Origin of the sequence: Clostridium sp. AF27-2AA (genome assembly GCF_003478505.1) — a bacterium.
In the GTDB taxonomy this organism is placed as follows: Bacteria; Bacillota; Clostridia; order Lachnospirales; family Lachnospiraceae; genus Brotaphodocola.
Genome location: NZ_QUFI01000026.1, coordinates 30829 through 42594, shown reverse-complemented (window position 1 = coordinate 42594; position 11766 = coordinate 30829). Strand labels below are relative to the sequence as shown.

The following is an 11766-nucleotide window of genomic DNA, read 5'->3' as shown; positions in this document are numbered from 1 at the left end:
CTTCGGACCTGTAGTGGGTTCTGTCTCTATATTGTTATTTAGTGTCTATGCATTGCGACCTGATCTACGCCCAGGTTCTTTAAGTTTGCATGTACCTCGCGGTCATCTGCCTGGCCAATCAGAAGATCTCTTGCCTTCTTTGCCTCCAGCTCGGTCTTATGCTTGCTTGGGCCGCCTACACAGCCGCCTACACAGGCCATACCCTCTACAAAGTCTGCCGGAAGCTTGCCGACCTTCATAAGAAGCAGCGCTTTCTTACACTCTGCCGCACCGTTGCACTTCATTACGTTCGGGGTGATATCCTCGTTCATCTCCTTGAAGCACTCTACCACCGCTGCGGTTACGCCGCCTGCGTTACCAAAACGCTTGCCGAATACAGAACCTTCCTGATAGGTGTTCTCCTCCGGCTCAAGATCTACGCCCTTCGCGCGCATCATGGCGCGGATCTCTCCAAAGGTCATGGCATAGTCGGCGTTATCCTTGATATTTAAATCCAGAGTTTCGCTCTTCTTTGCGATGCACGGTCCGATGAAAACCGTAACCGTCTCCGGGTCTTTTTCTTTCAGCATTCTGGAAACGGCACACATCGGAGAAACAGTGGTGGACATATTATCCAGCAGCTGCGGGAAATGCTGTTTGATCATGTTAACAAATGCCGGACAGCAGGAGGTGGTCATCTTCTTACCCTCTTTATAAGCCTCTGCCCACTCAGCTGCTTCTGCTGCAGCGGTCATATCTCCGCCCAGCGCAACCTCTACCATATCTGCGAAGCCAACCTTCTTTAACGCGGTCTTCCAGCTTGCCATGGTAATGTCAGCTCCAAACTGGCCCTCGGTTGCCGGTGCCACCATAGCTACTACCTTCTTGCCGGCATTGATCATGTTGATGACATCTACCATAAAGGTTTTGGAGCCGACTGCACCGAACGGACAGCTGTGGATGCAGGCGCCGCACTGGATACACTTATTTTCATCGATCTCGCATACGCCATACTCGTCGTAGGTAATCGCGTCTACCGGGCAGGCCTTCTTACACGGGCGCTCCAGATGTGCGATCGCGTTGTACGGGCAGGCATTTGCGCACTTGCCGCACTCCTTACACTTGTTCGGATCAATATGGGCACGGGTATCTCCCATGCTGATCGCGCCAAAGTTACAAGAGTTCTGGCATGCTTTACCCATACATTTTCTACAGTTATCGGTTACCGTATAGGATGCGATCGGACACTCCTCGCAGGCTGCGCCGATGACCTGGACTACGTTTCTGGAATCTTTGCCGCTGGTCGGGCACTTGCCCTCTGCCAGGCGGACACGCTGACGGATGATCTCGCGCTCTTTATAAATACAGCAGCGGAACTGTGCCTGCGGTCCCGGTATGATGGTGTACGGAACCTGAGCCTTGTGTTCCTCATCCAGCTCGCCGTTCCATGCAAGCTTTGCTACCTCGTAAAGTACGTCGTGTTTGATGCGTAAGATTGTTGCGTCATTTGTTACCATAATTTTCCTCCTCATTTCCAGGCGTCTGGTCCGCAAAACCATGCGCCCTGCTCAACTCTTCTATTTTCTTTGTATTTATATTGAAAACCTAATAATAGGTTACGGTTACCTGTTTTCCCATCTCTTCCACCACAGTCTTTAACTGCTCCACCAGGTTCTGACGGATGCCCAGGTCAAATGGCAGGCCCGGATTCTGGTAGGCGCTGTTGATGGCTTTTCCTACATATAAATGCAGTTCGGTACAGTCCTCGATCAGCATCTTGGCTACCATGGAGGCGCCGTTTGGCTTATCCAGTTCTAGGAAAAAATCTTCTGAAACGGTCTCATTCTTCACATAGCGCCGCAGAAGCTGTACCACACGGTTTAAGGTCAGCACACCCTCTGTAACCAGCTCAATGCCATCCATGTAGGCAATGGGCGGGATATCTGGATCCACATAGTCCATGGACACATCCAGCCGCTTCTTTAATATTCTGGAGACGATGGTGGCGCTTGTTCCGCCGCAGACGATCCGCTTGGTGGAATCATCCCCCGACATAAAGCTTCGTACCATCTCCTCATCCATGGAAGGATCCTGCGCCGGGCCGGTCATTAAGTGAACCGGCTTTGCGTTGATGATGCGCATGCAGGCCACCGTGGTGTCATCCCCCGGACGATACTGGTAAAGCTCGTCGCAGGCCTGACAGATGGCTGCAGCGAGGCGCATAGCCGATATGGTCAGGGCATACTGCTTGACCGCATACTTGGCGATGTCTTCCCACAGCCAGCCAAAATTTAAAAGCTGGCCTACGCCCGCATGGACGGTTCCGTCACTCATCAGGATCAGCGCATCGCCCCGCTGAACCTGAAAACGGTATTCGTTAATCTTCTTTCCCTGCACTTCCCGGATATTCTGGGGGATCGGCACCAGTTTGCCGTTCCGGATGAAAATGCAGCTTGGATTATCAAACTCCACCAGATAGGCAGCACCGCTGTGAAACACCTGAAGGATACTGAAGGTGGAGTAGGCTACCTGCCGCACCTTGCAGATGGGCAGCGTCTCCACTATCGTTTCCACACACTCCTCCAGCGTAGCACCGTTTAAAAACATGGTTCCCAGGATCTTGGATGTCAGCGTGGCCAGAATGTTGGCCTTTACGCCGCTTCCCATGCCGTCTGCCAGGATCATGATGTTGGAATCATCGGTTTTTAACAGTTCCACCTTGTCACCGCAGAGGACCTCAGTAAATTTATTCAGACTCTTATAAGCAACATCTACGGTAATCGCCATACTACTTACCTCCGTTGTCGCTTCCGTCCTCCAGAAGGGACCGGCAAAGCTTCGTCAGCGTCGTCTTGGTCTCTGCCGTAGTCTCACCGAGAAGACCCGCAATCTCCTGGGCTACCATCATCTGCTTATGGATGACCTTCTGGGCCAGGTCGATGGTGTCTAACTTGCGTTCATACTCCAGTCTGGCCTGCTCTTCTTCCTTAGTAATATCAATGAAAGTAGCAAGCACCACATTCTGCTCCGGTATGTATACAATATTCTGCAGGGTATCCAGCTTAAACTCCGGATAATGGACCTTCTTGCCGTGAATGTTCTGGTGCGTATCAAAGACCCACTGGAAATCTGCCGGGTCAATGAACTCGTACAGATACATCTGCAGCGCCTCCGCCCGGGTCTTGCCAAAATACTTCTCGCCCACCGCGGAATACTCCAGAAGCTTCATATCTTCATCTACGATCATGACCACATTCGGAGAAGTCTCCATGACCAGGTTCGCGAAGGACTTGGATTTCTCGTACATGAACGGAATGCACATGTCAAGTTCCGCCTTCCTCTGATACACCGCAATGGCTTTCTCACGACAGGTCGGATATCCGCAGGCGCCGCAGTTTAATTCATCGTCCGGGCGGATTTTTCCGGTCTTTGCAAGAATCTGACGGATCTCCGCCTCAGACGGAATGGGATCATGCGGGGTACGGTCAAAAAATACCTTGTTCAGTGATACCTGCTCCAGGACCGGAGTGGTCTCCTCTGCCGGAACCGGCTCACGGCTGATCTGCTCCTCCATATCCAGTTTCACTTTAAACCGGGAAATGGAACGGTCATGGACAGTCGGTCCTTTGATGCAGCCGCCGGAGCACATGTTCATCTCAATGAAACAGCCCGTAATCTCGCCGCGGACCATACTCTGGCAGAGGTCGATGCAATTGCTCTCACCATGTACATAGAACTTCCGATAACTGTCCCGCTTTACTTCCGTGGCCACCACAGAACTGATTACGCCGCTGGTCACCGGATAGAGGCGGTTCACCCGCGGATCCATCTGTGGAAACGGAGTATCTTCGCAGTCCTCAATGACGATGTCCTCTTCATTCAGCCAGCGGTTGATATCATTGAAATTTAACACCGCGTCAATGCAGTCCGCATGGCGCGGATCCTGGGCCTCCTGCTTTTTTGCGATGCAGGGTCCCACAAAGACCACCTTCGTGTCCGCTCCCATCTGCTGTTTGATCATGCGCCCATGGGCGATCATCGGAGAAACCACCGGAGCCAGATACGGAATCAGCTGCGGATAGTATTTCTCAATCAGTGCATTCACACTGGGGCAGCAGGTGCTGATGATGTTTTCCATGGTTCCGTCCGAAAGAAGCTTCGCGTACTCCGCTGTCACCAGGGCCGCTCCCTCGGAGGTCTCACGTACATCCGCAAATCCCAGCCGCATCAGCGCACAGCGCACCTGCCCGATGGTGTGAAACTTCAAAAGACCCATATAAGAGGGCGCAAGGGATACAACAACCTTTTCCCCCGCCTCGATCATGTCTTTGACCATACTTAAATCACTGACCAGGGTCTTGGCCGACTGTGGGCAGATCTGCAGGCAGCGCCCGCATAAGACACAGTTGTCCGGCATAATCTCCGCACGACCGTCCTTTACCATGATGGCTTTGACTTCGCAGTTTCGCACACACTTGTAGCAGTGACGGCATTTCGTTGCTTTAAAGTCAATGATCGCCATACCTACAGCCTCCCTAAAATTTCCTTTGCAAAGAAGTCATCGGTGGTCTCCGGTTTTAAGGAGAACAGCTCTCCATCTACGGTCACACAGACACCATTGACACAGTTGCCGGTGCAGAACGCTCCGTTTAAATCTACCTTATCAGAAACTCCGTGTTCCTTTACCAGCTCCTGCAGGCGCTGGATGATCTCTCTTGACCCTTTTAAATGACATGCACTTCCAATACAGATCGTAACTCTCATAACTCTATCCTCCAATTTTGTTAATACTGACCCATTGATTCCGGTCCCGCAAATACGCCAGAACCCATAATTTACACGAATGCGCACAGTGCGCATACTATAGGTTTATTTTCTCATATTGACACATTTTTATCAATAAGTATTTTGTATAAAATGGCGTAAAACCGTGTTTTTTCTTGTATACAAAAACTTTTTTCATTTTTTTCAAAAAAATGCTTGCATTATTTCCAGAATGATGCTATATTATTGGAGTCGCTTCGAGGCGTGGCTCAGTTTGGTAGAGCGCTGCGTTCGGGACGCAGAGGTCGCAAGTTCGAATCTTGTCGCCTCGATTCTGGCCTCATGGTCAAGCGGTTAAGACGACGCCCTCTCACGGCGTAAACTCGGGTTCGATTCCCGATGAGGTCATAGAATCCAGAATCAAAGCGAAGAAACACCAGAGCGTTTGCTCTGGTGTTTCTTCGCTTCATAAAAGCAGACCCACACACACTCCATACTATAAGCCAAAAAGAGCAGGACATCTTCCAATTGAAAATGTTCTGCTCTTTTTCTCTTAGCTGGGCCAGCGGGATTCGAACCCTCGAGTGCAGCAGTCAAAGTGCTGTGCCTTACCGCTTGGCGATGGCCCAATGGTTTATATAATGTAAATGCCTGTCTATTATATCTGATTCCAGTAAAAAAAGCAATAGAAAAGATGCGTTTTCAGCCGTTGCCGACTGAAAAGCATCTTTCCAGAATCTTATTTGGTTAAAGTTCCATTCTCAAAATAGTCAATCTTCATGGAATGGCGAACATCAGCCAGAGTCTTTGCTGCCGTTGCTTCTGCGCGCTTGCTGCCCTCAGCCAGGATATCGTATACATCCGGAAGGCGCTGCTCCCACTCTTTTCTGCGCTCACGAATCGGAGCCAGTTCGGACTGGATGACATTGTTTAAGAACTTCTTGACTTTAACATCGCCAAGTCCGCCGCGGCGGTAGTGGTCTTTTAACTCATCCAGATTGTTGTAATCCGGCAGGAACTCTGCAAAGTGCTCTGGACGGCAGAACGCATCAAGGTAGATGAATACCGGGTTGCCCTCAACCTTACCCGGATCTTCCACGCGAAGATGGTTCGGGTCAGTAAACATGGACATGATCTTCTTGCGGATATCCTCCGGCTCATCGGATAAGTAGATGCAATTGCCGAGGGACTTACTCATTTTTGCCTTGCCGTCGATACCCGGCAGTCTTAAGCATGCCTGGTTCTGCGGAAGGAGAATCTGCGGCTCAACCAGGGTTTCGCCGTATACGGAGTTGAATTTGTGCACGATCTCACGACACTGCTCGATCATCGGCATCTGGTCCTCACCAACCGGAACAGTGGTGGCCTTGAATGCAGTGATGTCGGCTGCCTGGCTGATCGGATAGCAGAAGAAGCCCACCGGAATGCTTGCCTCGAAGTTACGCATCTGGATCTCAGACTTTACGGTTGGGTTTCTCTGAAGGCGGGAAACCGTAACCAGATTCATGTAATAAAAGCTGAGCTCGGTCAGCTGCGGAACCATGGACTGGATGAAGATGGTAGACTTCTCCGGGTCAAGGCCGCAGGAAAGGTAATCCAGCGCAACCTGAATGATGTTGTCGCGTACCTTCTCCGGATGTTCTGCGTTGTCAGTTAAAGCCTGCGCATCAGCAATCATGATGTAGATTTCATCGAATTTGCCGGAATTCTGCAGTCTGACACGCTCTTTTAATGAGCCAACATAGTGGCCAACATGAAGACGGCCGGTAGGACGGTCGCCGGTCAGAATGATCTGTTTCATAAATAATAGGACTCCTTTGTTCTTTGTGCGGCACAGCCGCTGATTCTTCTATTATAATTGTTTCAGCAGAGCGCGTCAACCTGACCTTTGTCGATGCAGCCAAAATGTGCAGCCAAAAACAAAAGCCTCCAGGCAATTGCCCGAGGCTTTTCGTAGTGCGGGCAACAGGACTTGAACCTGCACATCAAAGATACCAGAACCTAAATCTGGCGCGTCTGCCAATTCCGCCATGCCCGCGGATATGAAATTGTAAAAAATCCTTACGCATATCTGCATAAGGATCTAACAATCAGGGTGGATAGAGGGATTCGAACCCTCGGCCTCCAGAGCCACAATCTGGCGCGCTAACCAGCTGCGCTATACCCACCATTATAAAATTCCTCTTTCACTTTCGTGAAAGAAACGAGCCTGAAGGGATTCGAACCCCCGACCCACGGCTTAGAAGGCCGTTGCTCTATCCAGCTGAGCTACAGACTCACTTTGAAAAGATAAACTTTTCAAGAGCGGGTGATGGGAATCGAACCCACGTATCCAGCTTGGAAGGCTGGTGTTCTACCATTGAACTACACCCGCATATTCAATTACAATCGGGGTGACAGGATTCGAACCTGCGACCCCCTGGTCCCAAACCAGGTGCTCTAGCCAAGCTGAGCCACACCCCGGATCACTGAAAACCTGTATGTTCATCCGCTCTCGCTGAGCGTTACCGAACAACGCGAGAGTAATTATATAATACAGGTCTTCATTTGTCAACAGTTTTTCAAAACTTTTTTCAACTTTTTTCTACAACATGTTCCGGTACGTTTCCGTCTCGTTCTGATGAGCCTGCTGCAGCATGTTAGTCGCCCAGAAACATCATGTGATACTTCATCGTTCCGTCCTCTTCCAGGTCCATGATCATATAGGACGGCATTCTGCCCTCCTGGCGCGGATAAGAAAGGCTGCCAGGATTTAAGAGCGTAATGCCTTCCCGTTCCTCCAGATAAGGCCGGTGGGTGTGGCCAAACATGGCAATATCACATCCGCGGTCCTTTGCCTCCTCCCAGAGGCGATCCACGTCCAGAGAGACATTATAATAATGACCGTGAGTCAGAAAAGCGCGGTGCGGCCCTAAATCCAGCTCAATTTCCCGGTCCAGCGAGGAAAAGAAATCGTTGTTGCCCTGCACCATGACAAGCTCGCAGTCTTCATTGAGCCAGTCTGCGATCACATGCTCGCTTCCCTCTGCATCTCCGAGATGGATCAGCATGTCAAGGGGCTTCTCCTTCTCGATCACATCGTACAGGTTTCCGTCTTTTCTGTGGGTATCACTCACGATCAGTATCTTCATCAGGATTCCTCCTCAAAGTAATGCTTTAATTCCTGCTTCATGGCCTCCAGGGCTTTCCCCCTGTGGCTGATCTGGTTTTTCTGCTCCAGGGTAATCTCCGCGGAAGTCATGCCAAATTCCGGAAGATACAGGATCGGATCGTAGCCAAAGCCGCCGCATCCGGCCGGTTTCATGGCAATCTGTCCTTCCATGGCCGCCTCAGTATGGAGCACCCGTCCATCCGGAAGTACCGCCGCAATGTTGCAGACAAAGCGGGCACTGCGTTCCCCTCCCCTTGCATCTGCCAGACGGTCAATGATGTTCTGGTTCTTGATCTCGTAGGATGTATCCTCTCCCATATAGCGGGCAGAATAGATCCCAGGCTCCCCGCCAATGTAATCCACCACCAGGCCAGAGTCATCCGCCAGCACAATATCTCCGGTGCAGTTCCACACTGCGCGGGCCTTAATCTCCGCATTCTCTGCGAATGTAGTGCCATTTTCCTCAATTTCAGGATCTGCTCCCGCCTCTTTCATGGAAACCACCTCACAGCCCAGATCTTCCATGATCAGGCGGATTTCCTTCATCTTTCCGGCATTGCCGGTTGCAAATACGATTCTGTGTTTTTTCATATTCTCTCCATTTTTCACTTCAGTACGGAGTACGCCTTCAGGCAGAGGTTGCACTCCTGCTCCGTTTCCACCCGCTCCCAGACATCACCGTCCGCGCTTAAATACCCTTCTCCATCCGTAATATCCACCAGGCTTCGTCCATCTTCGGAATCATACTCAATCGCCATGGGATGAACAGCCCCCGGCGTATGAAGCTCAACCAGCACGGCAAATCGTCCGCCATCTGGTACTTCCACCGGTTCAGACAACGGAATTGTGTAATACCCTGCATACTGGAGCTTTCCGGATACCGTTCCAGACTTTTTACGCTTCAGCCGCTGCCAGTCTGCATCCGTTGGCTTCTCCGGCACATCCGTGACCACGCTAATTTCGTATTCCGTGCCCGCATCCACCGCATAAAACCCGGCTGCCCGGATTTTTTGCGCACCGCCGGAAGCAGCATAGACATTCGCGCCCCACACGGTCTCACTGCCATAACCAATCTGCCCAAGCCAGCCACACTGGTCGCTCTGATAGATCCGGTCGTAATTGTCTGCCGGTTCCACACCTGAATACACCAGATTGGTGGTGCCAAGGTTCGTATCATAGTAGGAAACATAAAAGAATCCGGCTTCCCCGAACTCCGTTCCCCAGCTGTTCTCACAAAGAAAAGCCCCGTCATCCGGCGGAAGCTCCGAAAAATTCTCTGCCGGATAATCATTGTCCCAGCCCACAATGACTACATCGTGGTTGGGCGGGAGTGTCCCGAAATAATAATACGCTCTGGTTTCTTCCCTGTAATAGCGGCTGTCCTGCTGCCCCTGCAGAGTTGTATAGAGTGCGCTCTGCACCCCGCCGGTCCGGTAAACCGCCGCTTTGATAGCTTCCCGGTCGTACTCCGGCAATATCTGAATTTCCTGCACATGTTTTACCGCTGCAAGTCCCGTTGGAGAAATTCCATCCCCGTAAGGATCCTCCTCTTCCAGCACCGGTCCCCGCCAGGAAAGCAGATACGCCATGGACATGATATAGTCACCGCCGCTCTTCTGATCCAGAAGAAAGTTCGGATCATGGGACATGTGATCCTCAGAAAAATCAAAGGATTCCTCTGGCAGAAGGCTGCTCTCCAGCGCCAGAAGCGAGGCAAATGCCCAACAGGTACCAAGATCCCCCTGGTTCTTCACCGGCGCCGTGCGGTCATCTTTCCGGGCATCGTAACGGGATGGAAGCTCTGATCCGGCTGCTGCTGGAATTTCCACAGCAGCATTTTCTGTCTCCTGCGAAAAAGCCGTGCTTTCCGGTTCCCGGGAGATTTCCGGTTTCAAACGTGATGCGCCCGTCTCCCGGGACTGTTTCGATTCCAGATGCCCTTCCGGCTCCGAAGACCGCACCACAGAACATCCGCCCGTAAAGAGTACAGACATCGTCAGGGCAATGGAGACCCCCGCCCATGCAAACTTCTTATTCAATTCAGACTCTCCCTGCCAGTTTTCTTCTACTGCTCGCGACTCTGGTCCTTCTGCATGCCCTCCGGCTTTCTTCTCGGCGGCTTCGGACCCAGGAACTGGTAGAAGTAGGTCTTCATCATACCGTTGTAAATCTTGCGGTTTCTGTCTGCCTTACGTCCCATGTACTTCTCCACATCTTCATAGGAAGTGATGATGAACGCAGACCAGCTGTCCAGCGCCTTAAATCGTTCCCCGATCTGGGTGTACAGTGCCGGAAGATTCTTTTTCTCTTCGATTCGCTCACCGTACGGCGGGTTTGTGATCAGAAATCCATATTTCTTAGGATGGCTCAGCTCTGCCACCGGTCTCTGCTGGAAGTGGATCATGTGGGCTACACCCGCAAGCTCCGCATTGGCTCTGGCTGCCTTAATGACCTCCGGATCCAGATCATATCCCTGAATGTCCACGCTCACGGTGTCATCTACCATCTCGTGGGCTTCATCCATGGCATCATACCAGCATTTGCGCGGAATGATCTGCTTCCAGTCCTCCGACAGGAAGGAACGATTCATGCCCGGTGCCATGTTGGCTGCCATCATGGCTGCCTCAATCGGGAAGGTTCCGCTTCCGCAGAAGGGATCCACCAGAATGCGGTCTTTATTCCAGGGGGTCAGCATGATGAGGGCTGCAGCCAGCGTCTCCTCGATCGGTGCCTTACTGGTCAGCTTGCGGTATCCACGCTTATGAAGAGATTCGCCCGTAGTGTCCAGCGCCACCGTCACGATATCTTTATACAGGGACACGCGCACCGGATAATCTGCTCCGGTCTCCGGAATCACAGACACTCCATAGCCCTGCTTCATACGGTCGACCATGGCCTTTTTCATGATAGACTGGATATCCGACGGGCTAAAGAGCTTACTTTTGATGGAATTGGCCTTCTTGACCCAGAAACGTCCGTCCTGCGGGATGTACTCCTCCCACGGCAGTGCCTTGGTTCCCTGGAACAACTCCTCAAATGTAGTCGCCTTAAAACTTCCTACCTTTAACAGGATACGCTCTGTTGTTCTCAGGAAAATATTTGCGCGGCAAATGGCCTCCGCATCTCCGAGAAAGGTTACTTTTCCATCTTCTACCTGGGAAATCTCATAGCCGAGATCCAGAATTTCTTTTTTCAGGACTGCCTCCAGACCAAAATGACAGGGTGCAATCAGTTCATATACTTTTGTCGCCATACCGTTCCTTCCTAACCTAATTTTGCTTCTTTGACTACGTTGCCGTCAAAATCAAAGATTTTAAAATCCTGCTCATCCAGGATTGCGTACGTTGCCGGATTGCCGCCCTTCGGAATGGAGGTAGAACCCGGATTTAAAATGTAATGTCCGTTTACTTTTTCTGCTTTCAGCAGGTGCGTATGGCCATGCACCAGAATGTCTCCAGCCTTTAACGGCGGCATCTGATCCTGATTAAACAGATGTCCGTGGGTGGCAAAGAAGGTCAGGCCGTTCAGCACCAGAATGGCGTAATCTGCCATAACCGGGAACTCCAGAACCATCTGGTCCACCTCGGCCTCGCAGTTTCCGCGCACAGCAATAATTTCATTTTTATACTCATTTAACATGGCAATCACCTGCTTCGGCGCATACTCCTGCGGAAGGTCGTTGCGGGGGCCGTGATACAGAAGATCGCCCAGCAGAATCAGGCGGTCTGCGCCAGACTGGCGGTAAGCCTCCAGCATTTTCCGGCAGTAGTGGGCGGAACCGTGAATATCAGATGCAAACATGTATTTCATAGTAGATTCTCCTCGTCTTTCCTTGGCATTAATACTGTTATTTTATTACCCGCCCATGGACT

10 protein-coding genes and 8 tRNA genes are annotated in these 11766 nt (G+C 51.3%); 2 read left to right on the top strand and 16 right to left on the bottom strand.

Annotated elements, in window-relative coordinates:
• Positions 1–38: 38 nt before the first annotated feature.
• The 4 genes from DWY84_RS13210 to DWY84_RS13195 form a co-directional block, all read right to left on the bottom strand.
• Positions 39–1496: a 4Fe-4S dicluster domain-containing protein gene (locus DWY84_RS13210; RefSeq protein WP_118533839.1), complete on the bottom strand. Its 1458-nt coding sequence runs from the start codon at positions 1494–1496 to the stop codon at positions 39–41.
• Between the two features lie 88 nt (positions 1497–1584).
• Positions 1585–2766, bottom strand: a complete 1182-nt coding sequence (locus tag DWY84_RS13205; protein WP_118533838.1) for a SpoIIE family protein phosphatase — start codon at positions 2764–2766, stop codon at positions 1585–1587.
• Between the two features lies 1 nt (position 2767).
• Positions 2768–4501, bottom strand: a complete 1734-nt coding sequence (locus DWY84_RS13200) for a [Fe-Fe] hydrogenase large subunit C-terminal domain-containing protein (protein WP_118533837.1) — start codon at positions 4499–4501, stop codon at positions 2768–2770.
• A gap of 2 nt (positions 4502–4503) precedes the next feature.
• Entirely contained in the window at positions 4504–4743 is a 240-nt protein-coding gene (locus DWY84_RS13195; protein WP_118533836.1) for an NAD(P)H-dependent oxidoreductase subunit E, read from the bottom strand.
• Positions 4744–5001: 258 nt separating this feature from the next.
• Here DWY84_RS13195 and DWY84_RS13190 point away from each other — a divergent pair.
• A tRNA-Pro gene (locus tag DWY84_RS13190) sits at positions 5002–5075 on the top strand.
• Positions 5076–5079: 4 nt separating this feature from the next.
• Positions 5080–5151, top strand: a tRNA-Glu gene (locus DWY84_RS13185).
• 149 nt (positions 5152–5300) lie between these two features.
• Here the strand turns inward: DWY84_RS13185 and DWY84_RS13180 are convergent.
• The 12 genes from DWY84_RS13180 to yfcE form a co-directional block, all read right to left on the bottom strand.
• Positions 5301–5372: transfer RNA gene (locus DWY84_RS13180), tRNA-Gln, on the bottom strand.
• 110 nt (positions 5373–5482) lie between these two features.
• Positions 5483–6544 carry a tryptophan--tRNA ligase gene (gene trpS, locus DWY84_RS13175; RefSeq protein WP_118533835.1) on the bottom strand — a complete coding sequence of 354 codons (1062 nt, stop codon included), beginning with the start codon at positions 6542–6544 and terminating at the stop codon, positions 5483–5485.
• Between the two features lie 156 nt (positions 6545–6700).
• Positions 6701–6781 (bottom strand) — tRNA-Leu (locus DWY84_RS13170).
• 56 nt (positions 6782–6837) lie between these two features.
• Positions 6838–6911, bottom strand: a tRNA-His gene (locus tag DWY84_RS13165).
• Between the two features lie 36 nt (positions 6912–6947).
• Positions 6948–7021 (bottom strand) — tRNA-Arg (locus DWY84_RS13160).
• 25 nt (positions 7022–7046) lie between these two features.
• Positions 7047–7117: transfer RNA gene (locus DWY84_RS13155), tRNA-Gly, on the bottom strand.
• Between the two features lie 14 nt (positions 7118–7131).
• A tRNA-Pro gene (locus DWY84_RS13150) sits at positions 7132–7206 on the bottom strand.
• Positions 7207–7382: 176 nt separating this feature from the next.
• Positions 7383–7874: a metallophosphoesterase gene (locus DWY84_RS13145; RefSeq protein WP_118533834.1), complete on the bottom strand. Its 492-nt coding sequence runs from the start codon at positions 7872–7874 to the stop codon at positions 7383–7385.
• Entirely contained in the window at positions 7874–8485 is a 612-nt protein-coding gene (rdgB, locus tag DWY84_RS13140) for an RdgB/HAM1 family non-canonical purine NTP pyrophosphatase (RefSeq protein WP_118533842.1), read from the bottom strand. The genes DWY84_RS13145 and rdgB overlap by 1 nt, the downstream gene beginning before the upstream one ends.
• Positions 8486–8499: 14 nt before the next feature.
• Positions 8500–9933 (bottom strand): lectin like domain-containing protein, encoded by a 1434-nt coding sequence (locus DWY84_RS13135; protein WP_243024859.1) that lies wholly within the window; start codon positions 9931–9933, stop codon positions 8500–8502.
• Positions 9934–9959: 26 nt separating this feature from the next.
• Positions 9960–11147, bottom strand: a complete 1188-nt coding sequence (locus DWY84_RS13130) for a class I SAM-dependent RNA methyltransferase (RefSeq protein WP_118533833.1) — start codon at positions 11145–11147, stop codon at positions 9960–9962.
• A gap of 11 nt (positions 11148–11158) precedes the next feature.
• The gene (yfcE, locus tag DWY84_RS13125) at positions 11159–11704 is read right to left on the bottom strand and encodes a phosphodiesterase (RefSeq protein ID WP_118533832.1); all 546 of its coding nucleotides are present in this window, start codon (positions 11702–11704) and stop codon (positions 11159–11161) included.
• Positions 11705–11766: the final 62 nt, after the last annotated feature.

Bases quoted from the DNA above. Each gene is read 5' to 3' on its own strand.
- yfcE (WP_118533832.1), bottom strand. From the start codon at position 11,704: ATGAAATACATGTTTGCATCTGATATTCACGGTTCCGCCCACTACTGC.
- DWY84_RS13210 (WP_118533839.1), bottom strand. From the start codon at position 1,496: ATGGTAACAAATGACGCAACAATCTTACGCATCAAACACGACGTACTT.
- DWY84_RS13195 (WP_118533836.1), bottom strand. From the start codon at position 4,743: ATGAGAGTTACGATCTGTATTGGAAGTGCATGTCATTTAAAAGGGTCA.
- trpS (WP_118533835.1), bottom strand. From the start codon at position 6,544: ATGAAACAGATCATTCTGACCGGCGACCGTCCTACCGGCCGTCTTCAT.
- rdgB (WP_118533842.1), bottom strand. From the start codon at position 8,485: ATGAAAAAACACAGAATCGTATTTGCAACCGGCAATGCCGGAAAGATG.
- DWY84_RS13200 (WP_118533837.1), bottom strand. From the start codon at position 4,501: ATGGCGATCATTGACTTTAAAGCAACGAAATGCCGTCACTGCTACAAG.
- DWY84_RS13145 (WP_118533834.1), bottom strand. From the start codon at position 7,874: ATGAAGATACTGATCGTGAGTGATACCCACAGAAAAGACGGAAACCTG.
- DWY84_RS13130 (WP_118533833.1), bottom strand. From the start codon at position 11,147: ATGGCGACAAAAGTATATGAACTGATTGCACCCTGTCATTTTGGTCTG.
- DWY84_RS13205 (WP_118533838.1), bottom strand. From the start codon at position 2,766: ATGGCGATTACCGTAGATGTTGCTTATAAGAGTCTGAATAAATTTACT.